The sequence below is a fragment of the Streptomyces sp. NPDC046335 genome (assembly GCF_055587985.1).
The window spans coordinates 795,765-821,668 of sequence record NZ_JBVJFF010000001.1; the positions used below are offsets into that span (position 1 = coordinate 795,765).

Annotated in this window: 20 protein-coding genes, 1 other RNA gene and 3 pseudogenes; 17 read left to right on the forward strand and 7 right to left on the reverse strand. The window is 73.5% G+C overall.

The features are described from left to right. Window positions 1-36 precede the first annotated feature (36 nt). From ACZ6JY_RS03550 to ACZ6JY_RS03560, 3 genes are all read left to right on the forward strand, one after another. Complete coding sequence (locus ACZ6JY_RS03550) at window positions 37-2,223, forward strand: acyl-CoA dehydrogenase (protein ID WP_469191778.1); 2,187 nt, start codon at window positions 37-39, stop codon at window positions 2,221-2,223. Between the two features lie 15 nt (window positions 2,224-2,238). Next, complete coding sequence (locus ACZ6JY_RS03555) at window positions 2,239-3,426, forward strand: lipid-transfer protein (protein WP_469191780.1); 1,188 nt, start codon at window positions 2,239-2,241, stop codon at window positions 3,424-3,426. A gap of 127 nt (window positions 3,427-3,553) precedes the next feature. Then, window positions 3,554-4,999: an MFS transporter gene (locus tag ACZ6JY_RS03560; protein ID WP_469191782.1), complete on the forward strand. Its 1,446-nt coding sequence runs from the start codon at window positions 3,554-3,556 to the stop codon at window positions 4,997-4,999. A gap of 66 nt (window positions 5,000-5,065) precedes the next feature. Here ACZ6JY_RS03560 and ACZ6JY_RS03565 read toward each other — a convergent pair whose 3' ends face one another. Together ACZ6JY_RS03565 and ACZ6JY_RS03570 are read right to left on the reverse strand one after the other, a co-directional pair. After that, window positions 5,066-5,671, reverse strand: coding sequence for a response regulator (locus ACZ6JY_RS03565; RefSeq protein WP_469191783.1), 606 nt, complete (start codon window positions 5,669-5,671; stop codon window positions 5,066-5,068). Beyond that, entirely contained in the window at window positions 5,668-6,879 is a 1,212-nt protein-coding gene (locus ACZ6JY_RS03570) for a sensor histidine kinase (protein WP_469191785.1), read from the reverse strand. The genes ACZ6JY_RS03565 and ACZ6JY_RS03570 overlap by 4 nt, the downstream gene beginning before the upstream one ends. 305 nt (window positions 6,880-7,184) lie before the next feature. Here ACZ6JY_RS03570 and ACZ6JY_RS03575 point away from each other — a divergent pair, with 305 nt between their 5' ends. The 3 genes from ACZ6JY_RS03575 (at window position 7,185) to ACZ6JY_RS03585 (ending at window position 10,181) form a co-directional block, all read left to right on the forward strand. Further along, window positions 7,185-8,039, forward strand: a complete 855-nt coding sequence (locus ACZ6JY_RS03575) for a MaoC/PaaZ C-terminal domain-containing protein (protein ID WP_469191786.1) — start codon at window positions 7,185-7,187, stop codon at window positions 8,037-8,039. 63 nt (window positions 8,040-8,102) lie between these two features. Then, window positions 8,103-9,179 carry a Zn-dependent alcohol dehydrogenase gene (locus tag ACZ6JY_RS03580; RefSeq protein WP_469191787.1) on the forward strand — a complete coding sequence of 359 codons (1,077 nt, stop codon included), beginning with the start codon at window positions 8,103-8,105 and terminating at the stop codon, window positions 9,177-9,179. A gap of 60 nt (window positions 9,180-9,239) precedes the next feature. Next, window positions 9,240-10,181, forward strand: coding sequence for a 3-oxoacyl-ACP reductase (locus ACZ6JY_RS03585; RefSeq protein WP_469191789.1), 942 nt, complete (start codon window positions 9,240-9,242; stop codon window positions 10,179-10,181). Between the two features lie 299 nt (window positions 10,182-10,480). Here ACZ6JY_RS03585 and ACZ6JY_RS03590 read toward each other — a convergent pair whose 3' ends face one another. Further along, entirely contained in the window at window positions 10,481-11,539 is a 1,059-nt protein-coding gene (locus tag ACZ6JY_RS03590; RefSeq protein WP_469191791.1) for a hypothetical protein, read from the reverse strand. Window positions 11,540-11,822: 283 nt separating this feature from the next. Between ACZ6JY_RS03590 and ACZ6JY_RS03595 the strand changes: the two genes are divergently transcribed. From ACZ6JY_RS03595 to ACZ6JY_RS03605, 3 genes are all read left to right on the forward strand, one after another. Then, window positions 11,823-12,725 (forward strand): Nif3-like dinuclear metal center hexameric protein, encoded by a 903-nt coding sequence (locus tag ACZ6JY_RS03595; protein ID WP_469191793.1) that lies wholly within the window; start codon window positions 11,823-11,825, stop codon window positions 12,723-12,725. Next, the gene (locus ACZ6JY_RS03600) at window positions 12,722-13,465 is read left to right on the forward strand and encodes a zinc ribbon domain-containing protein (RefSeq protein ID WP_469191939.1); all 744 of its coding nucleotides are present in this window, start codon (window positions 12,722-12,724) and stop codon (window positions 13,463-13,465) included. The genes ACZ6JY_RS03595 and ACZ6JY_RS03600 overlap by 4 nt, the downstream gene beginning before the upstream one ends. Window positions 13,466-13,555: 90 nt before the next feature. Next, on the forward strand, window positions 13,556-14,866 hold the full coding sequence (locus tag ACZ6JY_RS03605) for a bifunctional RNase H/acid phosphatase (protein WP_469191795.1): 1,311 nt from the start codon (window positions 13,556-13,558) through the stop codon (window positions 14,864-14,866). Here the strand turns inward: ACZ6JY_RS03605 and eda are convergent. Continuing rightward, complete coding sequence (eda, locus tag ACZ6JY_RS03610; RefSeq protein WP_469191797.1) at window positions 14,852-15,490, reverse strand: bifunctional 4-hydroxy-2-oxoglutarate aldolase/2-dehydro-3-deoxy-phosphogluconate aldolase; 639 nt, start codon at window positions 15,488-15,490, stop codon at window positions 14,852-14,854. The genes ACZ6JY_RS03605 and eda overlap by 15 nt on opposite strands. Before the next feature lie 94 nt (window positions 15,491-15,584). Further along, on the reverse strand, window positions 15,585-16,385 hold the full coding sequence (yaaA, locus tag ACZ6JY_RS03615) for a peroxide stress protein YaaA (protein ID WP_469191799.1): 801 nt from the start codon (window positions 16,383-16,385) through the stop codon (window positions 15,585-15,587). 751 nt (window positions 16,386-17,136) lie between these two features. Here yaaA and ACZ6JY_RS03620 point away from each other — a divergent pair. After that, window positions 17,137-18,579 carry an RNB domain-containing ribonuclease gene (locus ACZ6JY_RS03620; protein ID WP_469191801.1) on the forward strand — a complete coding sequence of 481 codons (1,443 nt, stop codon included), beginning with the start codon at window positions 17,137-17,139 and terminating at the stop codon, window positions 18,577-18,579. Here the strand turns inward: ACZ6JY_RS03620 and ACZ6JY_RS03625 are convergent. Both ACZ6JY_RS03625 and ACZ6JY_RS03630 read right to left on the reverse strand, forming a co-directional pair. Beyond that, window positions 18,524-19,381 (reverse strand): hypothetical protein, encoded by an 858-nt coding sequence (locus tag ACZ6JY_RS03625; RefSeq protein ID WP_469191803.1) that lies wholly within the window; start codon window positions 19,379-19,381, stop codon window positions 18,524-18,526. The two genes, ACZ6JY_RS03620 and ACZ6JY_RS03625, sit on opposite strands and share 56 nt — an antisense overlap. Further along, window positions 19,378-20,232 (reverse strand): MerR family transcriptional regulator, encoded by an 855-nt coding sequence (locus tag ACZ6JY_RS03630; protein ID WP_469191805.1) that lies wholly within the window; start codon window positions 20,230-20,232, stop codon window positions 19,378-19,380. Before ACZ6JY_RS03630 ends, ACZ6JY_RS03625 begins: the two co-directional genes overlap by 4 nt. 221 nt (window positions 20,233-20,453) lie before the next feature. On the opposite strand from ACZ6JY_RS03630, the gene ACZ6JY_RS03635 reads away from it, so the two are divergent. From ACZ6JY_RS03635 to ACZ6JY_RS03665, 7 genes and pseudogenes are all read left to right on the forward strand, one after another. Next, window positions 20,454-20,930, forward strand: a complete 477-nt coding sequence (locus ACZ6JY_RS03635) for a DUF4260 family protein (protein WP_469191807.1) — start codon at window positions 20,454-20,456, stop codon at window positions 20,928-20,930. Continuing rightward, window positions 20,893-21,117: pseudogene (locus ACZ6JY_RS03640) on the forward strand (helix-turn-helix domain-containing protein); the annotation flags it as partial. The gene ACZ6JY_RS03635 and the pseudogene ACZ6JY_RS03640, both read left to right, overlap by 38 nt. Before the next feature lie 408 nt (window positions 21,118-21,525). Beyond that, window positions 21,526-21,834: pseudogene (locus ACZ6JY_RS03645) on the forward strand (TetR-like C-terminal domain-containing protein); the annotation flags it as partial. Window positions 21,835-21,968: 134 nt separating this feature from the next. Next, on the forward strand, window positions 21,969-23,057 hold the full coding sequence (locus ACZ6JY_RS03650; protein ID WP_469191808.1) for a helix-turn-helix transcriptional regulator: 1,089 nt from the start codon (window positions 21,969-21,971) through the stop codon (window positions 23,055-23,057). Further along, window positions 23,032-23,751, forward strand: a pseudogene (locus ACZ6JY_RS03655) (DMT family transporter); the annotation flags it as partial. The gene ACZ6JY_RS03650 and the pseudogene ACZ6JY_RS03655, both read left to right, overlap by 26 nt. A 118-nt stretch (window positions 23,752-23,869) precedes the next feature. After that, window positions 23,870-24,275: RNase P RNA component class A (gene rnpB, locus ACZ6JY_RS03660), an RNA gene on the forward strand. Window positions 24,276-24,407: 132 nt separating this feature from the next. Beyond that, a complete protein-coding gene (locus ACZ6JY_RS03665; protein ID WP_469191810.1) occupies window positions 24,408-25,625 on the forward strand; it encodes a serine/threonine-protein kinase in 1,218 nt (405 codons plus the stop codon). Window positions 25,626-25,904: the final 279 nt, after the last annotated feature.

Consider the following 25,904-nt stretch of genomic DNA (forward strand, 5'->3'; position numbering starts at 1 on the left):
TCGCCGTCCCGGCAGCTGCTACCGGCGGAGATGCGCATGGGGATCGGAATCACACGGGAACAGCGGGAGTTGGCGACAGCGGTGCGCGGCTGGATCGCGCGGTCCGTGCCCCCCGAGGAGATACGCGAGCTGCTCGACGCCCCCTCCGGCGGCGGCAGGCCCGCCCACTGGGACGGCCTGGCGCGGCAGGGGCTGCTCGGCGTCCACCTGCCCGAGGAGTGCGGCGGCTCGGGCGGGGACCTCGTCGACCTCGCCGTCGTCCTCGAAGAGGCGGCGACGGCCGCGTTCCCCGGCCCCTTCCTGGCGAGCTGTCTCGCCGCCGAGGTGCTGCGCAGGGCGGGCGCCCGGGAGCTCGCCGCCGAGCTGGCGGACGGCACCCGCGTCGGGGCCGTCGCCCTCGGCGCGGGCACGCTCACCGCCGTCCCCGCGGCCGACGGCCACCTCCTGGACGGCACGGCCCCGCCCGTGCTCTCCGGCGGCGAGGCCGACCTGCTGATCCTGACCGCCGCCTCCGCGTCGGGCCCGCTGTGGCTCGCCGTCGACGCGGCGGCGCTGACCGTACGCGTCCACGACAGCGCCGATCCGACGCGGCCCACCGCCGAAGTGACCGCGCGGGCGGTGCACGTCCCCGCGGGCCGGGTGCTCGCCGTCGGCTCCGCGGCCGTGCGCGACCTCGCGGCCGTCGTGCTCGCCGCCGACGCCTGCGGCACGGCCGCCCGGACGCTGCGCATCGCCGCCGGACACGCCAAGGTGCGCGAGCAGTTCGGGCGGCCCATCGGGCAGTTCCAGGGCGTCAAGCACCTCTGCGCCGACATGCTGCTCCGCGTCGAGCAGGCCACCGCCCTGACCTGGGACGCGGCCCGCGCCGCCGGTGAGCGGGGCCTGCCGGACGACGCCCGCGGCCTGACGGCGGCGCTCGCCGCGGCCACGGCCCTGGACGCCGCGTACTCCTGCGCCAAGGACTGCGTACAGATCCTCGGCGGCACCGGCTTCACCTGGGAGCACGACGCCCACCTCCACCTGCGCAGGGCCGTCGTGGCCCGGCAGCTCATCGGCGCGGGCGACGCGCACCGGCTGCGGGCCGTGCGGCTCGCCGAGGCCGGCGCCCGCAGGGAGCTGCGCCTTGAGCTGCCCGAGGAGGCGGCGGCGTACCGGGAGCAGGCCCGCGAGGTGATCGACCGGGCCCGCGGCCTCGACCCCGCCGCGGCGCGCAAGGCCCTGGCCCCCACCGGGTACGCGGCCCCGCACCTGCCGGTCCCGTACGGCCTCGGCGCGGGCCCCGTCCAGCAGCTCGCCGTGCAGGAGGAGCTGCGGGCCGCCGGGATCACGCTCAGCGAGCTGGGCATCGCCACATGGGTGGTGCCCTCGCTCATCGCGTACGGGACGGAGCGGCAGCGGGAGCGCTTCCTCGGGCCCACGCTCCGGGGCGAGCTGCTCTGGTGCCAGCTCTTCAGCGAGCCGGAGGCGGGCTCCGACCTGGCGTCGCTGCGCACCCGGGCCGAGCGGACCGAGGCGGGGTGGCGCGTCAACGGCCAGAAGGTGTGGACGAGCGCCGCCCAGTGGGCCGACTACGGCATCCTCCTGGCCCGGACGGACCCGGCGGCCCCGAAGCACAAGGGGCTCACGTACTTCGTCGTCGACATGAAGGCGGGCGCGGCGCGGGACGGCGGGGGCGGCATCGACATCAGGCCCCTCAAGGAGATCACCGGGGACTCCCTCTTCAACGAGGTGTACTTCGACGACGTCCTCCTGCCCGAGGACGCGGTCGTCGGGCAGGTCGACGACGGCTGGCGCGTGGCCCGCGACACGCTCGGCAACGAACGCGTCCACATGGCCGACCAGCTCACCTTCGACACCGGCCTCGAAGCGCTCATCGCGCGCGCCGCCGGCCTCGACGACGCGCGCCGCGCCCGTATCGGCGCCCTCGCGGCGGAGGCGCACGCCCTCGCCTGCGTCACGCTGCGCACCACCCTCCAGCAGGTCGCGGGCGCCGAGCCGGGCGCGGGCGCCTCCGTACGCAAACTCATCCAGACCCCGCACCAGCAGAAGGTCGCCGAGCTTGCCCTCGAACTGCTCGGCGAGGCGGGCGCGGTGCGCGAAGGGGCGGGGGAGCGGGCGCTGCACGGCTTCCTGATGTCCCGCTGCCTGACCATCGCGGGCGGCACCACCCAGGTCCAGCTCAACGTCGTCGCCGAGCGGATTCTCGGCCTGCCCCGTGACTGAAGGAGTACGTGCCTGATGAAGAGCTACGTCGTCGGTGTCGGCATGACCAGGTTCGAGAAGCCCGAGACGCGTGACTGGCAGTACTGGGACATGGCGAAGGAGGCCGGGACCAAGGCCCTGGAGGACGCCGGGGTCTCGTACGACCAGGTCGAGCAGGTCCCCGTGGGCTACTGCTTCCAGCCATCGACCGCCGGGCAGCGCGCCGCCTACGAGCTGGGTCTGACCGGTGTGCCCGTCTACAACGTCAACAACAACTGCGCGACGGGTGCGACCGCCCTGATGATGGCGCGGCAGTTCGTCGAGGGCGGTCTCAGCGACTGCGTGCTCGCGCTCGGCTTCGAGAAGATGACGCGCGGCGCCCTGGGCGGCGGCAGCGACGGAGGCGCTTTCGCGACGTCACCCGTCGCCCGCCACTACGGCGTCATGGCCGCCCGCCACGGCTTCGAGGCGACCCCGCCGACCGCGCAGATCTTCGGGAACGCGGCCCGCGAGCACATGGAGAGGTACGGCACGACCGAGGCGCAGCTCGCGGCCGTCGGCGCCAAGAACCACCGGCACTCGGTGGCCAACCCGTACGCGCAGTTCCAGGACGCGTACACCGTCGACGAGATCCTCGCCGCAAGGACCGTCCACCGGCCGCTCACCAAGCTCCAGTGCTCGCCGACGTCGGACGGCTCGGCCGCGGCCGTCGTCGTCTCCGAACGGTTCGTGCGGCGGCACGGGCTGGCGGACCGGGCCGTGGAGATCGTCGCCCAGGCCATGACCACCGACACCGGCGACTCCTTCGCCTCGGGATCGTGCATCGACGTCGTCGGACAGCCGATGTCACGGGAGGCGGCCCGCCAGGTGTACGAGAGGTCGGGCCTCGGCATCGAGGACGTGGACGTCGTCGAGCTGCACGACTGCTTCTCCGTCAACGAGCTCCTGACGTACGAGGCGCTCGGCATGTGCGCGGCTGGGGAGTCCGGCAAGCTCGTCGAGAGCGGCGCCACGACGTACGGCGGGCGCTGGGTCGTGAACCCCTCCGGCGGCCTCATCTCCAAGGGCCATCCGCTCGGCGCCACCGGCCTGGCGCAGATCACCGAACTGGTCGGGCAGCTCCGCGGCCGGGCGGGGGCCCGGCAGGTGGCGGGCGCCCGGACCGGCCTCGCGCACAACATCGGGCTCGGCGGGGCGGCGGTGGTGACGATGCTGCGGCGGTGACGGTGGCCGTGGCGCCGCTCCCCCTGTCGCTGTGGCGAAGGGCCCGTGAGACCTAGGACCAGCGACCCAGGACCGTGGAGCGAATTCCCGATGCACGGACCGTCGGGCGGTTGAGAGGATGGCTGTCATGGTCCAGACGCCCTCCACCACTTACAGCACCGATTCCGCCGCCCCGCCGAAGAAGTCCGTCCCGGTCTGGGCGGTGCTGCTCGCCGCCTGCGCGGGCCAGTTCCTGGTCGTCCTCGACGTCTCCGTGGTCAACACCGCGCTGCCGTCGATGCGGTCCGACCTCGGCATGAGCGCCATCGGCCTGCAATGGGTGGTCAACGCCTACTCCATCGCCTTCGCGGGCTTCATGCTGCTCGGCGGCCGGGCCGGCGACCTCTTCGGGCGCAAGCGGATGTTCCTCCTCGGGCTCGGCCTCTTCACCGTCGCCTCGCTCGGCGGCGGCCTCGCCCAGGCCGAGTGGCAGCTCCTGCTGGCGCGGGCCGTGCAGGGGCTCGGTGCCGCGATCCTGGCGCCCTCGACCCTGACGATCCTCACCTCCGCGGTGCCCGAGGGCCCCGCGCGAATACGGGCCATCGGCGTCTGGTCGGCCGTGGGCGCGGGCGGCGGCGCGGCGGGCGGCCTGGTCGGCGGTGTCCTCACCGACCTGCTCTCCTGGCGCTGGGTGCTCCTCATCAACGTGCCGATCGGCGCCCTGGTGATCGTCGCGGGCATGGCCTGGCTCACCGAGAGCAAGGCCGGACAGGCCCGGCGCCTGGACGTGCCCGGCGCGGTCCTCGTCACCGCCGGGCTCGCCACCCTCGCGTACGGGATCGTGCAGACCGAGGAGAAGGGCTGGACGGCGGCGGCGACCCTGGTGCCGCTGGCGGTCGGGCTCGCACTGCTCGGCGGGTTCCTCGTGGTGGAGGCGCGCACCCGGATGCCGCTGATGCCGCTGAAGCTGTTCAAGGTGCGGTCGGTGTCGGCCGCGAACGCCGCGATGTTCGTCTGCGGCGGCGGCATGTTCGCCATGTGGATGTTCATGACGCTGTACGCCCAGAACGTCCTCGGCTACTCCCCGATGAAGGCGGGCCTCGCCCTCATCCCGTCGTCCCTGACCATCGTCCTGGGCTCGATGCTGGCGCCGCGCGTGATGCCGGTGCTCGGCCCGAAGAACGTCTCCGTGCTCGGCATACTCGTGGCCGCAGCGGGCTTCGGCTGGCAGTCGACGATGACGGTCGACGGCGCGTACGTCACCTCCATCATGCTGCCCGGCATCGTGATGATGTTCGGCGCGGGCCTCGCCACGACGCCGCTCGCCTCGCTCGCCACGTCGGGCGCGGCGCCGGGCGACGCGGGCCTCGTCTCCGGCCTGATCAACACGTCCCGCACGATGGGCGGCGCGCTCGGCCTCGCGGTGCTCTCCACCGTGGCCGCGGCGCGGATGAACGGATCGGTGTCCCCCCAGGCCCTGACCGACGGCTACGCGATGGCATTCCGCACCAGCGGCTGCATCCTCCTGGCAGGCGTGGTGGTCCTCCTGCTATGGATGCCGGGAACGAGGGCAAAGAGCCCGTCCGGCGATTGAGGACGAACCCGGCGAAGCCGGTGATGACGGCCCCCAAGGCAAAAGGGCCCAAGGCCCAGGGGCCAGTCAAAGCCAGCCTCGCCGCCGCGCCTCCCGCACCGCTTCCATGCGGTTCCGCGTCCCCGTCTTGCCGATGGCCGCGGAGAGGTAGTTCCGTACGGTCGACTCCGACAGATGGAGCCTGCCCGCGATGTCGGCGACCGTCGCCCCGTCCACCGAGGCCTTGAGGACATCCGCCTCGCGGCCGGTCAGCGGACTGGGCCCCGCGCTGAGAGCGGCGGCGGCGAGGACCGGGTCGATGACCGTCTCGCCCCGCAGTGCCCGGCGGATCGCCTCGGCCAGTTCCTCGACGGGCCCGTCCTTGACGAGGAAACCGGCGGCGCCCGCATCCATGGCGCGGCGCAGATAGCCGGGCCGCCCGAAGGTGGTGAGGATGAGGACCCGGCAGTCGGGACACTCCTCGCGCAGGTCGGCGGCGGCGTCCAGACCGCTGCGGCCGGGGAGCTCGATGTCGAGCAGGGCCACGTCGGGCCGGGAGGCCAGCGCCGCGTCCACGATCTCGTCACCCGCGCCGACCTGCGCGGCGACCTCGATGTCGTGCTCCATGCCGAGCAGCAGGGCGAGCGCGCCCCGCATCATGCCCTGGTCCTCGGCGAGCAGAACTCTGATCATCCGGTGTGCTCCTCCTGGACGCCCGCCGTGGCGGGGGCGGTCACGGCGGCCGGGTGGATCTCGGTGACCGGCAGCACGGCGGTGACGCGGAATCCGGAGCGGGGCGCCGGACCCGGGGTGAGGGAGCCGCCCGCCGCCGCCAGGCGTTCGGCGAGGCCCTTCAGCCCGCTGCCGGGCGTTTGTGAGCCTACGCCGAGCCCGTCGTCCGTGATCACCAGACGGGTCTGTTCGGCGGTGCCGGTGACCTCGATCTCGCAGCGGGTCGCCCCGGAGTGACGTACGACGTTGGTGGCGGACTCGCGGACCACCCAGCCGAGCAGGGCGGCGGTCTGCGGGGCGAGCGGCGGGCCCGCCTGACGGACGACGGCGTCGATACCGGCGGCGGCCAGCAGATCGCGGGCGCGGTCGAGTTCGGTGGCGAGGCTGCCCTCGCGGTAGCCGGTGACGGCCTCGCGGATCTCCGTGAGCGCCTGCCGGCCGACGGACTCGATGTCGGAGACCTGGCCGAGTGCCGCGTCCAGGTCGCGGGGGGCGAGGCGGCGCGTGGCCTCCGCCTTGACGACGATGACGGAGAGGGTGTGGCCGAGCAGGTCGTGCAGGTCGCGGGAGAAGCGGAGGCGTTCCTTCTCGACGGCGGCGCGGGCCAGCTCCTCGCGGGTCTCGCGGAGTTCGCGGACGGCCTCGGCGAGGGAGAGGATCGCGGCGGTCACCATCGTGGAGAGGAACGTGCCGTACGCGATGTCGATCGCCCCCCAGCCGTCCCGGAACCCGCCGATGACACCGGCGAGCGCGCTCAGGCCGAGCCCGGTGGGGCCCAGGCCGCGCCCGCGCACGACGGCGCCCGTGGCGAGGCCGAGGAGAGGGAAGAAGAGGAGCCAGTTGCCGCCGTACCCGGCCGCGAGGCCGACGGTCAGCAGCCCGAGCAGGACCACGGCGACCCGCGTGGAGCGGGCCTCGCGCGAGTACGCGTGGAACGCGCGGAAGGCGATGTAGACGTAGAGGGAGTTGAAGAGGAGCAGCCCGATGCCGCCGATCCAGGGGTTGGGGGTCTCGCCCTGGAGGAGGTGGGAGAGGGCGCCCAGGCCCATCAGGAGCCAGGGCAGGAGCGCGAAGCCGGAGGGGGGAGGGCCGAGACGCTCGACGTTCTCCCCGCCCTCGCATCCCTGCCGCTCGCGCTTCCGTGTCGTCCTCCGCGATGTCTGCGTCATGCCCACGACGCTACGGAGCCCGGGGGAATCGCGGCAGAGGCACCTGTACGGACCGGCCCGGTACAAATGTCACGGGAGCCCCGGCGAGCGGGCATCCGAAGTGACGCGGCGGGCAGGCATCTGACGTGACGTCAGGAGCCTTCACAACTCCCCGGGCCTCGGCTATACATGGATCGCCGGAGTGGAACGCGTTCTAGAACCGGCCGGTCCGCGGACCGGCCGTCCGGCCCAGTTGCGACCTCGGTGCGGTCGACGGTGCGGACGTCCGCACCGAGGTCTCCTGCCGTCCAAGGAGCTCTCACCACATGCCCATTGACGCCGCGAAGGCCGTCGCCGCCGAGCCCCGGTCCGCCGAGATCGCCTGGGACCACAAGGACGTCCAGCTCTACCACCTCGGCATCGGCGCGGGAGTGCCCGCAACCGCCCCCGAAGAGCTGCGCTACACCCTGGAGTCCGGACTGCACGTCCTGCCCAGCTTCGCCACCGTCGCCGGAGCCGGCATGGGCGTCGTCGGCGGGCTCTCGGCCCCCGGCATCGAGGTGGACCTCGCCGCGGTGCTGCACGGCGGCCAGAGCATCACTGTTCACCGCCCGATCCCGGTCAGCGGCAGGGCCGTGACCACGTCGAGAGTGGCCGCTGTGTACGACAAGGGCAAGGCCGCGGTCCTCGTCCTGCGCTCCGAGGCCGCCGACGACACGGGCCCGCTGTGGACGAGCGACGCCCAGATCTTCGTACGCGGCGAAGGCGGCTTCGGCGGCGACCGCGGCCCCTCCACCCGGCTCCCCGAGTCCGAGGGCGAGCCCGACCTGACCGTCCTGCGCCCCGTCCGCGAGGACCAGGCGCTCCTCTACCGCCTCTCCGGCGACTGGAACCCGCTGCACGCCGACCCCGAGTTCGCCGCGCTCGCCGGCTTCGACCGGCCGATCCTGCACGGCCTGTGCACCTACGGGATGACCCTCAAGGCCGTCGTGGACACCCGGCTCGGCGGCGACGTGTCCCGGGTCCGCGGCTACAGCACCCGCTTCACCGGCGTCGTCTTCCCCGGCGAGACGCTGCGCGTCCGCATGTGGCGCGGCGAGGGCCGGGTCAGGGCCGCGGTCACGGCGGTCGAGCGGGACGACGCGCCGGTACTGGCCGACACCGTGGTCGAGCACGCCTGAACCCGCCGGGGGCGCCCGCCGAACCGGGGCCCGTCCGGATCTTCGTACGAGAGGAGCCGCACCATGCGCGCAGCCGTACTGCACGAGACAGGCCAGACCAAGCTGGAGGTCCTCGACGACGTCGAGGCGGTGGGCTTCGGCCCGGGGAAGGTGAAAGTCCGGGTCAGGGCCACCGGCCTGTGCCACTCCGACGTCTCGGCGATGAACGGGGTGCTGCCGCAGCCCGCCCCCTTCGTCCCGGGCCACGAGGGCGCGGGCGAGATCACCGACGTCGGCGACGGCGTGAGCGGCCTGGCCCCGGGCGACCGGGTCCTGCTCTGCTGGCTCCCGGCCTGCCGTACCTGCCCCGCCTGCAAGCGCGGCCAGACCCAGCTCTGTCTCGCCGGTTTCATGAACGCGGGCACCCCCAACTTCAAGCGGCCCAGCGGTGACGTCTTCGGCTTCGCGGGCACCGGCACCTTCGCCGAGGAGGTCGTCGTCGACGCCGGGTGCGCGGTGCCGGTCCCGGACGACGTGCCCCTCGACATCGCGGCGCTCATCGGCTGCGGTGTGACGACGGGGCTCGGCGCGGCCATCAACACCGCCGACGTGCGGGCCGGTTCGTCGGTCGCCGTCATCGGCTGCGGCGGCGTCGGCATCTCGGCGATCCAGGGCGCACGCCTCAAGGGGGCGGCGCAGATCGTCGCGGTCGACCCGGTGGCCTCACGCAGGGAGGCGGCGCTGCGGTTCGGCGCCACGGAGGCGGTCGCCCCCGAAGAGCTTGTCGACGCCAAGCAGCGGATCACCGCGGGCGAGGGCTTCGACTACGTCTTCGAGGTCGTCGGCAAGTCGGCCACCGCCCGCACGGCGTACGAGACGACCCGCCGCGGCGGCACGCTCGTCGTCGTCGGCGCCGGAGCCATGGACGACCACCTCCAGCTGAACATGTTCGAGCTGTTCTTCGACGAGAAGCGCATCCTGCCCTCCCTGTACGGCGGCGGCGACGTCCTCCAGTCGTACGAGCGGGCCATCGCGCTCTGGCGGGCGGGCCGGATCGACCTGAAGAGCATGATCACCCACCGCGTGCGGCTCACCGAGATCAACGAGGCACTCGAACAGATGCGAACCGGCGTAGCCCTACGCACCTGCATAGAGATCTGATGCATAGAGATCTGATGCGTAGAGACCTGCTGCATAGAGATCTGACCCGGAGGGACATTGATGTCACTGCCACTTGAGGGCCTCTGCGCGATCGTCACCGGCGCGGGCCGCGGGCTCGGCCGCGCCGAGGCCCTGGAACTGGCCGGACTCGGCGCGAGCGTCGTCGTCAACGACTTCGGGCAGCCGGGGCGCGACGGCTCCGGCGAGGCGTCGGCGGCGCCCGCCGAGGAGGTCGCCGCCGAGATCCGCGATGCGGGCGGCAGGGCCGTCGCGCACACCGGGGACGTCGCGGACCACGAGCAGGCCCGCGAACTCGTCGCGACGGCCGTCGGCACCTACGGCAAGCTGGACATCCTCGTCAACAACGCGGGCATCCTGCGCGACCGGATGATCTTCTCGATGACGGAGTCCGAATGGGACGCGGTCATCCACGTCCACCTCAAGGGCCACTTCAACACCACCCACTTCGCGTCCGCCCACTGGCGCGAGCGCTCCAAGGCGGCGGGCGGCCCGGTGTACGGGCGGATCGTCAACACCTCGTCGGAGGCCTACCTCGCGGGCTCGGCGGGCCAGCCCAACTACGCGGCGGCCAAGGGCGGCATCGTCGGCCTGACGACGTCGACCGCGCTGGCGCTGGCCAAGTACGGCGTGACGGCCAACGCCATCTGCCCCCGCGCGCGGACCCGGATGACCGAGGACGTCTTCCAGGGCTTCCAGGAGCCGGGCGAGGGACAGCTCGACCCGCTGGCCCCCGAGCACGTCGCACCCCTGGTCGGCTACCTCGCCTCGCCCGCGGCCGCCGAGGTCAACGGGCAGCTCCTCGTCGTGCACGGCGGCATGGTCGCGATCGTCGAGCGGCCGAAGGTGGCGGCGCAGTTCGACGCGGCCAAGGAGACGTTCACCTTCCCCGAACTGGACGCCCTGCTCACCCCGTACTACGCGGACCGCCCGCGGAGCGAAACCTTCGCGGCGGCAGAGGTACTCACGCTGAAGCGCGGCTGAAGGGAGGGCGTTGCGGAAAAGTCCCGCCCATGCGCCGCTTTTGACGGCATATGGGCGGGACTTTTCCGCAATCCTTAGGACTGTCTGCGGTGGCGGCCCTGGGGGGGCTTGGGTTCGTCCTGTTGGGCCTGCGGGCCCCTGTGTCTGCCTGCGCCCGAGGCGGCATCAGCGGTGGCGCCCTGCGCGGTCGTGGTCGCCGCCTGATGCGGCTCGGTTTCCCAGCGGGTCTCCGTACCGGTCTCGGTCGACATCTTTTGCCCATCACCCCGTAAGAAGATCGTTCGTACAGCCGGGCGAGTCTAACCGGCCGCCACCCGACCGGTCAGGGGTGCCTGCTGAAGCGGAACGGGCCGTGCGGGGTCCGGCGCCGACGCCTCGGCGCGCGGCGGCCGTGACGGCTCACGGGCGGGCGCGGGGATGCGCGCGACACCGCAGGGCACGGCGTTCGTCGCGTACGGAAGGAGCAGTACGCCCTCGCTCGTCCAGCGGCCCGAACCGGCCAACCAGCCCTGGGGCGCGGGCATCTGCCGCATGCCGCGCTCCGCCGCCCGCCACAGGCCGAGCCAGGTGCCCGCCGCGCCGTCGATCCGCAGCGCCACCCCGCAGGCCTCGGGGAGCAGCGTCTGCCCCGGCTGGATCGCGAACGGCGTGACGGCGCAGTCGGCGAGCCGCAGCGACTCGGGGAAGCGGACGGGCAGGGCGGAGCCGAGCACGCCCCAGCCGAGGCGGTCGTGGCCCGGGGCGTTGGAGCGGATGAGCAGCAGGCCGCTGTCCGCGTCGGCGAGCAGCAGCCGGTCGTCGCTCTCCTCGGCGATCTGGAGGAGCGGCGAGACCTCGCCGCCCCGCGCCAGGTCGACCGCGACCGTCTTGACGCAGCCGCCCGCCTCCCTGTCGAGGGCCAGCATCCGCCCCGTGTGGTCGAGCCAGGCGCCGCCCGAGCAGCGTCCCGGCACCTCGGCGACGTGCTCAGGGCCGAAGGAGCCGCCCGCCACCAGCCAGACGTCGGTGGTGTGGGTGCCGACGGCGATGGCGTAGGCGCGCTCGCCGTCCGGCGCGGGCGGCAGCAGGCCGAGGTCGCCCGCGCACTCCACGGCACCCAGCGGGATCTCGCCGGTCGCCGGGCCCGTCGGGTAGAGCAGCGCGAACGTGTGCCGCCCGTCCACCAGGCGGTGGATGAGGACGCGGCCGTCGCTCATCGGCAGCACCTCGGTGCCCGGCTCCTCGGGCTGGCGGCCGGCGAGCGGCACCGCGTAGGGCTCGGGGGAGTCGAGCGTCCAGCGCTCGGGGAACCAGGACTCGCCCCTGCGCGCCAGCCTGGCCGCGTAGCCGCCGTCCACCGTGATCGTTGCCGCTGTCATCGTCGGCGCCACCTCCGGGCCCGAAGCTAGTTTTCGTACGCGCTGACGTGGCGTGAGTGGCCGTTCGCTTCACACGGAAGGATGGTGAAGCAACGGTTCTCCTGAGGGGGTGGGTGTGGTTGTGCTGCGGGGGGGGGCTCCGCCGTCCGATCGCTGCCGCTCGATCGTTTTCGCTGCCGTCCGGTCGCCGGGGGGCCGCCGGCGCGCCTGCCGCCAAGTAGCCGTCCGACAGCGGTGCGTAACGCACGACCTGCGGGGTGTGCCGGGAAGGTAGCCTTTCCCCGTGCCCCGTCTGTCTGAAGTCATCGCCGCCCTCGACGCCCTGTGGCCCGCCGGTCTGGCCGAGAGCTGGGACGCGGTCGGCACGGTCTGCGGAGACCCCGACGCGGAGGTCTCCCGCGTCCTGTTCGCCGTCGACCCGGTCCAGGAGATCGCCGACGAGGCGGTGCGGCTCGGAGCCCAGCTCCTGGTCACCCACCACCCGCTCTACCTGCGCGGTACGACGACCGTCGCGGCGTCCACCTTCAAGGGCCGCGTCGTGCACGACCTGATCCGGCACGACGTCGCGCTGCACGTCGCGCACACCAACGCCGACCGGGCCGACCCGGGCGTCTCCGACGCGCTCGCGGGCGCGCTCGACCTCCGGGTCGTACGTCCCCTCGTGCCCGACCCCGCCGACCAGCGGGGCCGCCGCGGCCTCGGCCGGATCTGCGAACTCGACCACCCGCTGACCCTCGCCGAGCTCGCCGCGCGCGCGGCGGAACGGCTGCCCGCCACCGCGCAGGGCATCCGGGTCGCGGGTGACCCCGAAGCGCTGATCAGGACCGTCGCGGTGAGCGGCGGCTCCGGCGACAGCCTCTTCGACGACGTGCGCGCCGCCGGTGTGGACGCCTTCCTCACCGCCGACCTGCGCCACCACCCGGCGTCCGAGGCCCGCGAGCGCACGCCGCTCGCGCTGCTCGACGCCGCCCACTGGGCCACCGAGTGGCCCTGGTGCGAGCTGGCCGCAGCCCAGCTCGACGAGATCTCCGACCGGAACGGATGGGGTCTTCGCGTGCACGTCTCCAAGACGGTCACCGACCCCTGGACCGCCCACGCGGCCTCGACCCCCGCCCGCCCGTCGCACGCCACCACCCTTCCAGCGAGCGCTTCGCGCGCCTCATCTTTCCCAGGAGCCCCCAACTGAACGCCGCGCCCGCCGACCAGATCCGACTGCTCGACGTCCAGGCCCTGGACGTACGTCTGCAGCAGCTCGCGCACAAGAAGAACTCGCTGCCCGAGCACGCCGAGATCGAGTCCCTGAACAAGGACCTCGCGCAGCTGCGCGACCTGCTCGTCGCCGCGACGACCGAGGAGAGCGACTGCGCCCGCGAGCAGACCAAGGCGGAGCAGGACGTCGACCAGGTCCGCCAGCGCTCCAACCGTGACCAGCAGCGCCTGGACTCCGGCGCCGTGACCTCCCCCAAGGACCTGGAGAACCTCCAGCGCGAGATCACCTCGCTCGCCAAGCGCCAGGGTGACCTGGAGGACGTCGTCCTCGAGGTCATGGAGCGCCGCGAGTCCGCGCAGGAGCGGGTCGGCGAGCTCACCGAGCGGGTCTCCTCGGTCCAGGCGAAGATCGACGACGCCACGGGCCGCCGTGACGCCGCCTTCCGGGAGCTGGACGGCGAGACCGCCACGGCCACCAAGGAGCGCGAGGTCGTCGCCGGTTCCGTCCCCGCCGACCTGCTCAAGCTCTACGACAAGCTCCGCGCGCAGCAGGGCGGCGTCGGCGCGGCCAAGCTCTACCAGCGGCGTTGCGAGGGCTGCCGCCTGGAGCTCAACATCACCGAGGTCAACGAAGTGAAGGCGGCTTCGGCGGACACGGTCCTGCGGTGCGAGAACTGCCGCCGCATCCTGGTCCGTACGTCCGAGTCCGGCCTGTAGGACCTCCGTCCGTGCGTCAGTCCATCGCGTCAGTCCGTCGCGTGAGTCCCGTCGCGTCAGTCCGTGGGTGCGTCGTCCGTGGGAGAGTCCGTGCGTGAGTTCATCGTCGAGGTCGACGGCGGCTCCCGGGGCAACCCGGGGCCCGCGGGCTACGGCTCCGTGGTCATCGACGCGGTCTCGGGGGAGACGCTGAGGGAGGCCGCGGAGTACATCGGCGTCGCGACGAACAACGTCGCGGAGTACAAGGGCCTGGTCGCGGGCCTGAAGGCGGCGCGCGAGCTGGACCCGGGCGCCTCTGTGCACGTGCGCATGGACTCCAAGCTCGTCGTCGAGCAGATGTCGGGCCGCTGGAAGATCAAGCACCCCGACATGAAGCCGCTCGCGGCGGAGGCCGCGCGCGTCTTCCCCGCGGCGCAGGTCACGTACGAGTGGATTCCGCGCGCGCAGAACAAGCACGCGGACCGCCTGGCGAACGAGGCGATGGACGCGGGCAAGCGCGGCGAGCGGTGGTCGGCCTCGGCGTCGACCGCCGACCTGGACGCGAGGGCCGCGCGAGCGGCAGCCGCCCCGGCGCCCTCGGGTCCGCCGGGGGACGCGGTGGCGGGTGTGGCCAGGGCACGGGCGGCCCTCACCGCCTCGCGTGACGAGGCCCCTGCTGTGGCGCTCCCGGTGGAGGCGTCCCCCGTGGAGGCGGCGGCGCCCCTGGTGGTGGCGGGCCCCGACGCGCACGCCGCGCGCAACCTGTCCGCCCCGCCGGTCGGCTGGGCCGCGCCGGACCTGGGAGCCCCCGCGACCTTCGTGCTGCTGCGACACGGCGAGACCCTGCTGACGCCCGAGAAGCGGTTCTCCGGCAGCGGCGGTTCCGACCCGTCCCTCTCAGAGGTGGGGCGCGAGCAGGCCGAGCGGGCCGCCGCCGCGTTCGCCGCGCGCGGCACGATCCAGGCGGTCGTCTCCTCGCCGCTCAAGCGCTGCCAGGAGACCGCGCACACCGTCGCCGCCCGCCTGGGCCTCGACGTCCACCTCGAAGACGACCTGCGCGAGGCCGACTTCGGGGTCTTCGAGGGGCTCACCTTCGCCGAGGCGCGCGCCCGTCACCCCGAGGAGCTGGACGCCTGGCTCGCCTCGGCGGACGTGGCACCGCCCGGCGGCGAATCCTTCACCGTGGTCGCGCGCCGGATCGAGGCGGCACGCGATCGGCTGACCGCCGCGTACGCGCGCCGCACGGTCCTGCTCGTCACCCACGTCACGCCCATCAAGACGCTGGTGCGCCTCGCGCTCGGCGCCCCGCCGGAGTCCATGTTCCGCATGGAACTCTCGGCGGCCTCGGTCTCCGCGGTGGCGTACTACGCCGACGGCAACGCCTCGCTGCGCCTCCTGAACGACACGTCACACCTGCGCTAGCGCGGCGGCCTCGCGGGCCAGGGACTCGACGCGGGCCCAGTCCTTGGCCGCCACGGCGTCGGCGGGGAGCATCCAGCTGCCGCCCACGCAGCCGACGTTCTTCAGCGCGAGGTACGTCGGCGCCGTACCGGCGGTGATCCCGCCCGTCGGGCAGAAGCGGGCCTGCGGCAGCGGTGCGCCGAGCGACTTCAGGTACGCGGTGCCGCCGGCGGCCTCCGCGGGGAAGAACTTCATCTCGGTCACGCCGCGTTCCAGCAGCGCCACCACCTCGGAGGTCGTCGAGACCCCCGGCAGGAACGGCACGCCGGATCCCTGCATCGCCGCGAGGAGCGCGTCCGTCCAGCCGGGGCTGACGAGGAAGCGGGCCCCCGCGTCCACGGAGTCGGCGACGTTGCGCGCCGAGATCACGGTCCCCGCGCCGACCACCGCGTCCGGTACCTCGGCCGCGATGGCCCGGATGGCGTCGAGCGCGACGGGCGTCCGCAGGGTCACCTCGATGGCGGGCAGCCCACCGGCCACCAGCGCGCGGGCCATCGGCACGGCGTCACCGAGTTCCTCCACGATGACTACGGGGACGACGGGGGCGAGATCGAGCACGGAGGGCACGGATGCGGAGGAGGTCATGAGGGCATCCTGCCCCGGGGCGCGCAGCCTGCGCAAAGGGCGTTGCGCAGACTGCAACCAGGTGGCTCAACGTCCACATGGCACGACGTGGTGGCTAGTGGATCTCGCGTACCACCACGTCCAGTGCCCACGGCCTGCCCGGCTTCGTCGGAGGCTCGGCTTCCACCACGTGCCCGAGGTCCCGCAGCGCCTCGACCAGCTCGGCTGGGTCCTTCGGCCGCGTCCCGGTGGTCAGCAGGGAGCGGACGATGCGGCCCTTGGTCGCCTTGTTGAAGTGGGAGACCACGGAACGTTTCTCGACCCCGTCGACCAGGTGCGCGTGCAGCACCCGCACGGTCGCCGTCCGGTCGGCCACCTCGCCCTTGGGCTTCCACGCGGCCGCGTACGCCGACGACCGCAGGTCGAGCACGAGCCCGTCGCCCGCCGTCTCCGGCATGACGGAGGCCATCGGCGCCCGCCAGTACGCGCCGAGCGCCCCGAGGCCCGGCAGCTTCACGCCCATCGAGCAGCGGTAGGAGGGGATCTTGTCGCCCACCCCGACGGCACCCCAGAGCCCGGAGAAGACCAGCAGCGAACGCCCCGCGCGGCGCTTGGCGGCGGCGTCGAGCGAGGCCAGGTCCAGGGCGTCGTACAGGACCCCCGTGTAGATCTCCCCGGCCGGGCGCGCGCTCGCCGTGCGCAGTCCGGCGTTCTTCGTCACCTCGCCCCGCAGGCCCTCGCTCAGCCCCAGCACGGCCCGCGCCTTCTCCTCGTCGGCGGCGCACAGCTCGACCAGCTCGTCGAACACCGCCCGCCGCGCCTCGGCGAGCCCCGGCAGCGACAGCGACTCCGGCTTGAGCGGGGCACCCCGCCCCGACGAGGCCTTGCCTTCGGACGGCGGCAACAGGACGAGCACGATCGGACTCCTTGAGCGGTACGGGGGGAGGGGCGCGGCCCCTGCGAAAGGGTACGGGGTGGGACTCCGCCGGGCGGGTCCTGGGAGGGGGCGCCGCCGGGCGGAGGAGTCTGGGCCGCGGGAGGCCGGAGGCGGCAGGCGGGAGGCGGGGCCGAAGCTCCGAGTCCCGAGCCTGGAGTCCCGAGGCCGGAGCCCCCGGCCCGGAGCCCGGAGCCCGGAGGCCCGAGCCTCGCGCCTTGGGGTGGGACCCTGGGAGCCGGGAGCCTGGAGCCGGGGCCCGAGCTCCGAATCCCGAGCCCGGAGTCCCCAGCCCCCAGCCCCCAGCCCCCACCCCGGAGCCCGGAGCCCCGAGCCCGGAGCCCCGAGCCCGGAGCCCCGAGCTCGGAGCCCCCAGCCCCGAGCTCGGAGCCCCCAGCCCCGAGCTCGGAGGCCCGAGCCCGAGCTGGGAGCCGGAGCCCGGAGGCCCGAGCTCCTGGGCCCGGGGAGCTGGGGTCGGAAGTCGGAAGCCTCCGTGGCCCGGGGATGGGGACGCCTCCGGCCGGATGACCCTGGGCCGCGGGAGCCAGGAGCCAGGAGCCGGGAGTCGGGGCCCGAGCTTGAAGCCGGGGCCCAAGCTCCGAGTCCCGAGCCCCCAGCCCGGAGCCCCAGCCCCGAGCCCGAGCCCGGAGGCCCGAACCCCGGGCCAGGGGAGCCGGAAGCCGAAATCCGGGCACAGGGTGCCGAGGCATGTCGGCCGCCATACGCTCGGTCCATGCCTCGCCGGAATCTTCACGTGACCGGCGCAGCGGAGGCTCCTTTGCGGGCCGCGCTGCGTGAGTTGCGCACGGAGCTGGACGTGCCCCTGGACTTCCCCGCCGAGGTCCTCGCGGAGGCGGAGCGCGCCGCGAAGGCCCCGCGGCTGCCGGAGCGCGACGCCACGGACATCCCCCTGTTCACCGTCGACCCGCCCGACTCCGTCGACCTGGACCAGGCCATGCACCTCGCCCGGCGCGAGGGCGGCGGCTACCGCGTGACGTACGCGATCGCCGACGTAGCCGCCTACGTCACGCCCGACGGCCCGCTCGACGCCGAGGCCCACCGGCGCGTCACCACCCTCTACTTCCCCGACGAGAGGGTTCCGCTGCACCCGGCGGCCCTGAGCGAGGGCGCCGCCAGCCTGCTGCCGGGACAGACCTGCCCCGCCGTCCTGTGGACCTTGGACCTCGACGCGGACGGCCGCACCGAACGCACCGACGTGCACCGAGCCCTCGTACGCAGCCGGGCGAAGCTGGACTACGCGGGCGTGCAGCAGGCCATCGACGACGGCACGGCCGAGGAGCCCGTCGCGCTCCTGCGGGACATCGGCAGGCTGCGCGAGGCACTGGAGGTGGCCCGCGGCGGCATCTCGCTCGACGTGCCCGAGCAGGAGATCATCGAGCGCGACGGACGGTACGAGCTCGCCTACCGCGCGCCCCTGCCCGCCGACGGCTGGAACGCCCAGATCTCGCTCCTCACGGGGATGGCCGCCGCCGAGCTGATGCTGAGCGCGGGTACGGGCATCCTGCGGACGCTGCCCACCGCCCCGGACGGCGCGGTCGGCCGCCTGCGCCGCACCGCCGAGGCGCTGCGGATCGACTGGCCGCACCACGTCCCGTACGCCCGGCTCGTGCGGTCCCTCGACCCCGGGCAGCCGCACCAGGCCGCATTCCTCCAGGAGTGCACGACGCTGCTGCGGGGCGCGGGCTACACGGCGTTCAGCGGCGGCCACCTGCCCGACCCGGCCGTGCACGCCGCCGTCGCCGCCCCCTACACCCACTGCACGGCCCCGCTGCGCCGCCTCGTCGACCGCTACGCCTCCGAGCTCTGCCTCGCCGCGGCCGCGGGCGCGGGGGTCCCGCAGTGGGTGCTCGCCGCGCTGGAGGAGCTGCCCGGGGAGATGGCGGAGGGCACCCGGCGCGGCAACACCGTGGAGCGCGAGTGCGTGGACATCGTCGAGGCCGCGCTGCTCAAGGACCGGGTCGGCGAGATGTTCGACGCGGTGGTGGTGGACGTGAAGGAGAACGCGCCGGTCGTGGGTACCGTCCAGTTGACCGACCCGGCCATCGTGGCCCGCGTCGAGGGCGGCACGGCGAAGCTGCCGCTGGGGGAGCGCCTCCGCGTCAGACTGGCCGAGGCGGACCCGGGCACGACGAAGGTGCGGTTCGAACCGGTGTGAGCCGCCGGGTCAGCGCCGCGAGAAGCTGCGCAGGCTCATCGGCGTGCAGCCTGACCGTCGTCACCTCGCGGCGCGCGCCGAGAAGACCGACGGCGGCCACGGGCTCCGTCAGCTCCAGGGTGAGCGAGGTCTGCGAGGCGACGGGGATGTCCAGTACGCCGTCGGCGGGTTGGTGCGTGTAGCGCCGTTCGGCCCGTACGGCGGCGATCCGCGCGAGCGGTATCCGCAGGTCACGGTGGGCGCCGTGGCGCACCCGCAGCTCATCGGGGGAGAGCACGTGCGGCCGGGTCACGGACGCCGCGTGGATACCGATGAACAGCAGCACGGTGTAGACGTCGACGATCAGCACCACGGCGTGCACGGTCGGCCAAGGGCGGAGCAGCACCGACATCCCGTACGTCTCGACGACGCAGACGAAGGCGAGACCGAACAAGGTCGCCGCATTGCCCTTGGCGTGCCCGAACGCCTCTTGATCCATACCGTCCCGCACCCCGACCCTGCGCCGCGCGGGCCACAGCACGAGGCTCGCCAGAACGCGGAACTCATGCCCGAGGATCCGCCGTACGGGCTCGGGGACGGCGTCTTTGAGGGCGGCGGTTCCGCCCCGCCGGTACAGAACGGCGAGCCCCACGGCCTCGCACAGCAGGAGCGCCGCGATCGTGACCTCGGCGGCGGTCAGCACGGGTGCGGGCAGGGGGACGCCCGCCATCACACAGCAGACGATCACGGCCTCGGCGGGCAGGGCGGTGTACGCGATGACGCGCAGGGCACGCAGGGCACGCTGCGGAGTCCGCGTCGTCATTCCGTCCCCCCTCGGTTCCGTCGGGCGAGCAGCCGCATCGCGCGGCGGACCGCCTCCGCCTGGGCCGGCGGGAAGTCGTCGAAGAAGGCGCCCAGGAAGGTGGCGGCCTCGGCGGAGGCGCCCGGGCCGCGGCCGGCGGCCAGAGCCTCCGCCCCTTCGGCCCCCAGCTCGTCGAGCAACGAGTCCGGCATCGCGTCGGCGAGCGCGCGCGCCGCTCCGTCCACCGCCCGTTCCACGTCCGGGTCGGTGAGGTCGCCGAGGTCGGTGAACTCGGCCAGCGCGTCGAGCCGGGCGTACACGTCGTGGGCCCGCTCGACCGCGTCCGGCGCGAGCGCGGGGCCCATCGCGGCGATGAAGCGCTGCCGGTCCTCGGGCGAGGCCGTGGTGTCGATGAGGGCGAGCATCTCGCGGTCCTTCTCGGCCATCGGGGAGGCGGGCCTGTCGCTGTCCGCCGCGCTACGGCTCATCTCGCCGAAGAAGCCGGCCAGCTCGGGCGAGACGGGGCCTTCGGCGGGCAGCCGCCCCCGCTCGGCGTCGGCGAGGAGGGTTCGCAGCCGGGACCTGCGTTCCTTGATGTCGGCCTCCTGACGGGCGAGGTCGGCGTCCAGCTCGGCGAGGACCTCGGCGAGCTCACGCCCGGCGTCGTCGGCGAGGACGTCCCGCACCTCGGGGAGGCCCAGCCCCAGCTCGGTGAGGCGCCGGACGCGGGCCAGCGCGACGGCGTGCCGCAGCCCGTACTCGCGGTAGCCGTTGGGCCGCCGCTCGGGTTCGGGCAGGAGGCCCAGGTGGTGGTAGTGCCTGATGGCGCGTGTGGTCACGCCGACGATGCCGGCGAGTTCTCCGATCCGCATGGGTTCAGTAGAGAGGTTGACGTTGCGTCAAGGTCAAGGGGTCTGGCCGGGGGCCGCATGGCCGGGGGCCGCTGGGCGGGGCAGCCTTGACGGCTAACGCCGTTAGCCGTACCGTCGAGCTTGCTAACGACGTTAGCCGGACAGGTCCGCCCCCGGCGGCGGTCGTGCCGCCCCCGTCTTCCGTCTTCCGTCTTCCGTCTTCCGTCTTCGAGGAGGAACCGATGAGCACTCTGACTCCGGCACCGCTCGGCACGGCTCCGGCAAGCCGTGCCGGTACCGCGTCGTCCGGTACGGCTTCGGCGACCGCCGGGCGACGCCCCTTCGCGGTTGCCGTCCGTGTCGCCTGGCTGGCCGGCGCGCTCTTCTGGTCGGCGTTCGCCGTGCTCGAAGGGATCAACCACGGGTGGCTCGCGGGACTGCTGGCCGGGGTCTTCTTCGTCGCCCCGGATCTGACGTTCCTGGTGGCCGTGCGCGATGCGCCCCGCATGGCGCGCGGTCAGCTCCCGCCGCGTGCGGTGCCGTACTACAACGCCGCCCACCGCGCGGCGGTCCCGCTCGCGCTCATCGCCCTCTACGTCGCCGCGCCGGTCGTCTGGGCCCCGGCCTTCGCGGCCCTGTGCGGCTGGCTCGCCCACATCTCGTACGATCGCGCCTTCGGCTATGGACTGCGTACGAAGGAAGGCTTTCAGCGTGGCTGACCAGCGGCAGGCGCCCGGCGCGGCGGAGGCGCTCCCCACCTGGGGCGAACACCTCACCCCCCGGGCCAGGGAGATCGTCCGCGCGGCCCGCGAGCTCCTGGAGGAGTCCGGTGCCGAGAAGCTCACCATGCGATCACTGGCCGACCGGCTCGGCATCAAGGCACCCTCGCTGTACAAGCACTTCCCCGACAAGTCGGCGGTGGAGGTGGAGCTGATCGCGCAGATGCTGGACGAGCTCGCCACGGTGTGTGAGGCGGCGGCGCCTGGATTGCGGGGCGGGACGGCGGTACCGGGCTCTTCGGCCGGGGCCTCGGCGTCGGGTTCACCGGCCGAGGCGAGGGCTCCTGGCTCAGCGGCCGAGGCGGCGGCGCAGGGCGCGTTGGCTGAGGTGGCGGCTCCGGGTTCGCCGGGCAGGGTGTCGGCTCCGGGCTCTTCGGCCGGGGCGTCGGCGCCGGATTCACCGGCGGAGGCGGAAGCTCCTGACTCGGCGGTCGATGGGGCGACGCTGGGTGCATTGGCCGAGGCGGGGGCTCCTGGCTCACTGGCTGAGCCGAGGGCTCCGCATTCACGGGCCGAGGCGGAAGCTCCTGGCTCAGCGGCCGAGGCGGCGGCCCCCAGCCCCCTCGAAGCCCTCACCGACGCCTACCGCGCGTACGCCCTGCGCCACCCCCACCTCTACCGCCTGGCCACCGAACGCCCGCTGCCCCGCCACGCCCTGCCCGAGGGCCTGGAGGAAAGGGCCGCCGCCCCGCTGGTCCGCGCCTGCGCCGGGGACGGGGAACTGGCCCGCGCGGCCTGGGCGTTCGCGCACGGCATGGTGATCCTGGAGATCCACGGACGCTTTCCCGAGGGAGCCGACCTCGGCGCGGCATGGAAAAAGGGCACGCGGGCGTTGATCGGATGAGAACGGCCCCGGGCCTCGCGGCACGGCCTGGGGCGGACGGCACGGGCTGAGCTGTCCAGGCAAGGGGTCGGCCGCACGGCAGCACAGGCCCGGCCTCACGACACAGACGGCGGCACTGGGGGAGCGGGCACCACGTGAACGACGCAGGGTCGAACGAAGCGGAGGCGTACGGCGAGCCCCCGCACCCCCCACCACCCCCCACAGCTTCGCCTCTGACCACCGCGGCCAAGCTCCCCCGTGAGCCCAGGCAGCCCCGTGAGCCCAGTAAGCCCCCCACGCCCCGTGAGCACGCCCTCTGGGCCAGAGCCCCGCTCGGCCCCCGCGGTGACAGCCTCGACCTCCTGACCGCCCGCTTCGACCGGCACCGCTACGCGCCGCACTACCACGAGGAGTTCACCGTCGGCGTCGGCGTCGGCGGCTCCGAGGTCATCGACTACCGGGGCGGACGCGTGGACGCGGGCCCCGGCTCCATCATCATCCTCGCCGCCGGCGAGGTGCACACGGGCAGACCGGCGGCGGCCATGGGCGGCTACGCCTACCGCGCCATGTACCCCCCGCCGTCCCTCCTCGCCGAGGGCACCACCGCCCCGCCGCACTTCCGCGAAGCGGTGGTCGACGACCCCGAACTGGCCGCGGCCCTGCGCGCGGCGCACACCGAGCTGAGCGGGGCCGGGGGCCACGGCCACGTGGACCCCCTGGAGGTCGAGTCCCGCCTGCCCTGGCTGCTCACCGCCCTCGCCCGCAGACACGGCACCGCCCGCCCCGTCGCCGACCGCGTCCCTGGCGCCGACCACATCGCCCGCACCGTCCGCGAACGCCTCGCCGACGAGTTCCTCGCCCCGCCCTCCCTCGCCGAACTCGCCGCCCCCCTCGGCCTCTCCCGCTACCAGCTCCTGCGCGCCTTCCGTACGTCGACGGGCCTGCCGCCCTACGCCTGGCTCGCCCAGTACCGCGTGACGCGCGCCCGCGCCCACCTGGAGGCCGGCCTGCGCCCCGCCGAGGCGGCGTCCCTGGTGGGCTTCGCCGACCAGGCGCACCTCACGCGCTGGTTCCGCAGGGTGCTCGGGGTGACCCCGGCGGCGTACCGCAACAGCGTTCAAGACACGGGACGCCGCCGCGGCGGAGAATCCCGGCATGACGGCACGCGGCTGGTTCCTCTTCTCGCTCATGGGGGTCCTGTGGGGCATCCCGTATTTCATGATCAAGGTGGCGGTCGACAGTGACCTGTCACCGTCGATGGTGGTGTTCACACGCTGCGCGCTGGGCGCGGCGATCCTGCTCCCCTTCGCCGTACGACAGGGCGGACTGCCCCGCGTACTGCGTCTGCACTGGCGCCCCATGCTGGCCTTCGCGTGCATCGAGATCCTCGGCCCGTGGTGGACCCTGACCGACGCGGAGCGCCACATCTCCAGCTCGACGGCCGGGCTCCTGATCGCCGCGGTACCGATCATCGGCGCGCTACTGGCCCGCTTCTTCGGCGACACGGAACGCCTGGGCGCCCGCCGCCTGACGGGCCTCGGCCTCGGCCTGGGAGGCGTCGCGGTCCTCACGGTCCCCCACCTCACGGGTGGCGACGCCTGGTCCCTGACGGAGGTCATGCTCACCGCGCTGGGCTACGCCATCGCCCCGCTGATCGTGGCCCGTCACCTCCGCGGGGTCCCCACGCTGCAACTGATCGCGCCGTGCCTGACGCTGGCGGCGCTGGTCTACGCCCCCGCGGCGGCGATGTCCTGGCCCGCGACGCTGCCGGACACCCCCACGCTCCTCTCCCTGGCGGGCCTGGGAGTCATCTGCACGGCGCTGGCGTTCGTCGTCTTCCTCGAACTGATCCGGGAGGCGGGACCGACCAGGGCGGTCGTCTTCACGTACGTCAATCCGGCGGTGGCGGTGGCGGCGGGCGTCACGTTCCTGGACGAGCCCCTGTCCGTAGCAGTGGCGGCGGCCTTCGCCCTGATCCTGGCCGGCTCGTTCCTGGCGACGGCGGCCACGGCACCGAGCCCGGGCACCCGGCGGGTAACATGGTCGGCACGGCAGACGAGCCGGGCGGGCGGCCGCGTGAAGACCCCTTCGGGGGCGCTTCCCGAGGAACGTCCGGGCTCCACAGGGCAAGGTGGTGGCTAACGGCCACCCGGGGTGACCCGCGGGACAGTGCCACAGAAAACAGACCGCCGAGGGCTCCGGCCCCCGGTAAGGGTGAAACGGTGGTGTAAGAGACCACCAGCGCCTGAGGTGACTCAGGCGGCTAGGTAAACCCCACCTGGAGCAAGGTCAAAAGGAGCGCGGTAAAACACGCTCTGCGCGGACGTACGAGGGCTGCCCGCCCGAGTCCGCGGGTAGACCGCACGAGGCCGGCAGCAATGCCGGCCCTAGATGGATGGCCGTCACCGCGACGTCCGCAAGGACCCGCGGCACAGAACCCGGCGTACAGCCCGACTCGTCTGTCGTCTGATTCAGGGCTTCTACGGCGGAGCGAGCGGCGCGTGACGTCTTTGGCCGCGCCGATGTTTCTCCAGGTTCTGGGGCGTCCTCGGACAGGACCTCGCCTCATATGGATCGTTGGTAATCTGCACCGCGTGGACAATGCGCGGGCCGAGCGCCGGATGCCGAGGGGGAGCGAGGACGCCGTGGAAGCGCTGAGAAGTGGCGACCCCACCCACATCGGGGGCTTCACGCTGCGCGGCCATATCGGCTCCGGCGGTATGGGCCGGGTATACCTCGGCGAGTCACCCGCCGGACAACAGGTCGCCGTCAAGGTCATCAAGGCGTCCGTTCTGGACACCGAGACCCGCAGCAGGTTCGTCCTCGAAGTGGAGAACCTCAGGAAGGTCTTCGGTCCCCGGGTCGCTGCCTTCGCAGGTGCCGACCCGCTCGCCGACCAGCCCTGGCTCGCCGTCGACTACGTCCCTGGCCCCGACCTCCTGCGCCACGTCCGCGACCACGACACGCTCCCGCTCGTCGAGACCGCGAGCCTCGGCGCGCTGCTCGCCGAGGGACTCACCTCCGTCCACCAGGCTCAGCTCCTGCACCGGGACCTCAAGCCGCAGAACATCCTGCTCGGCCCCGACGGCCCCAAGGTGATCGATTTCGGCCTCGCGGTGTTCGCGGAGCGCCGTACGACACTGACCGCGACGGGGGTCGTGGTCGGCAGCGTTCTGTGCATGCCGCCCGAGCAGGCGGAGGGCACCCACCAACTGACCCCGGCGGCGGACGTGTACGCGCTCGGCGTGGTGCTGCTCTTCGCCGCCACCGGCCACTACCCGTACGACGGTGACAACTGGCTCGCGGTCGCGGCCCGGATCGGCGACCCGCACCAGGCCCCGGACCTGACAGGGCTGCCCACGGAACTGACGCCCGTCGTGTCCTCGATGCTCGCCTTCGACCCGGCCGACCGCCCCTCCCTCCCGGATGTCACCGGCGCGCTGGTGGCGGTGCTCAACGGCTCGGGCGTCTCGGCCCGGCAGGCCCGGCAACGGCTGATCGCGCGGACGGCACCGCATGCCGACGGCCGACTGGTGCCGCCTCCGGGACCGATCGCCGAGTATGTGCCCACGGTCGTCGATGTGGTCGCGCCGCCCGCGGAGCAACAGCCGGACACCGAGGACGTAGACGTTCCGGTGAAGGCAGAGGTCCCCGCCCCGCCACCGTCGGCCCCGAGCCCTGTCGTGTCGCGGCCCCGGACACCCCGCGGCCGCACCCCGGACGCCGCCACGGCCCATGATGTCGCCGAGGCTCTGCGCTCCGCCTACGCCAAGGAGGCCGCCTTCGTTCCGGCCCGCGTCGGAGGCCGCTGACCGACCGGGCTCGCGAGGCCGGTCTGACCAGGCCGGACGGAGCCGCCGCGGTTCGGCGGCACCCGTGAAGGGGAGAGGGGGCGGTGTGTCGGTATGTGGTTGCGCCACGCGGACATGACCGGAAGCGACGGTGCTGCCGGCGATCAACGGCACATCACGACCCCGCGGTGCAGCTGAGTGCAAGCAGTCGGCCGAGTGCTCGATTCCCGCAGCGACCTGCACGGACAGCATCCGCCGTGGAAGACTTGCACGGTATTCGACCACTTCCCTCACAACAGT

Bases quoted from the DNA above. Each gene is read 5' to 3' on its own strand.
- ACZ6JY_RS03550 (WP_469191778.1), top strand. From the start codon at position 37: ATGGGGATCGGAATCACACGGGAACAGCGGGAGTTGGCGACAGCGGTG.
- ACZ6JY_RS03555 (WP_469191780.1), top strand. From the start codon at position 2,239: ATGAAGAGCTACGTCGTCGGTGTCGGCATGACCAGGTTCGAGAAGCCC.
- ACZ6JY_RS03560 (WP_469191782.1), top strand. From the start codon at position 3,554: ATGGTCCAGACGCCCTCCACCACTTACAGCACCGATTCCGCCGCCCCG.
- ACZ6JY_RS03565 (WP_469191783.1), bottom strand. From the start codon at position 5,671: ATGATCAGAGTTCTGCTCGCCGAGGACCAGGGCATGATGCGGGGCGCG.
- ACZ6JY_RS03570 (WP_469191785.1), bottom strand. From the start codon at position 6,879: ATGACGCAGACATCGCGGAGGACGACACGGAAGCGCGAGCGGCAGGGA.
- ACZ6JY_RS03575 (WP_469191786.1), top strand. From the start codon at position 7,185: ATGCCCATTGACGCCGCGAAGGCCGTCGCCGCCGAGCCCCGGTCCGCC.
- ACZ6JY_RS03580 (WP_469191787.1), top strand. From the start codon at position 8,103: ATGCGCGCAGCCGTACTGCACGAGACAGGCCAGACCAAGCTGGAGGTC.
- ACZ6JY_RS03585 (WP_469191789.1), top strand. From the start codon at position 9,240: ATGTCACTGCCACTTGAGGGCCTCTGCGCGATCGTCACCGGCGCGGGC.
- ACZ6JY_RS03590 (WP_469191791.1), bottom strand. From the start codon at position 11,539: ATGACAGCGGCAACGATCACGGTGGACGGCGGCTACGCGGCCAGGCTG.
- eda (WP_469191797.1), bottom strand. From the start codon at position 15,490: ATGACCTCCTCCGCATCCGTGCCCTCCGTGCTCGATCTCGCCCCCGTC.
- ACZ6JY_RS03620 (WP_469191801.1), top strand. From the start codon at position 17,137: ATGCCTCGCCGGAATCTTCACGTGACCGGCGCAGCGGAGGCTCCTTTG.
- ACZ6JY_RS03625 (WP_469191803.1), bottom strand. From the start codon at position 19,381: ATGACGACGCGGACTCCGCAGCGTGCCCTGCGTGCCCTGCGCGTCATC.
- ACZ6JY_RS03630 (WP_469191805.1), bottom strand. From the start codon at position 20,232: ATGCGGATCGGAGAACTCGCCGGCATCGTCGGCGTGACCACACGCGCC.
- ACZ6JY_RS03635 (WP_469191807.1), top strand. From the start codon at position 20,454: ATGAGCACTCTGACTCCGGCACCGCTCGGCACGGCTCCGGCAAGCCGT.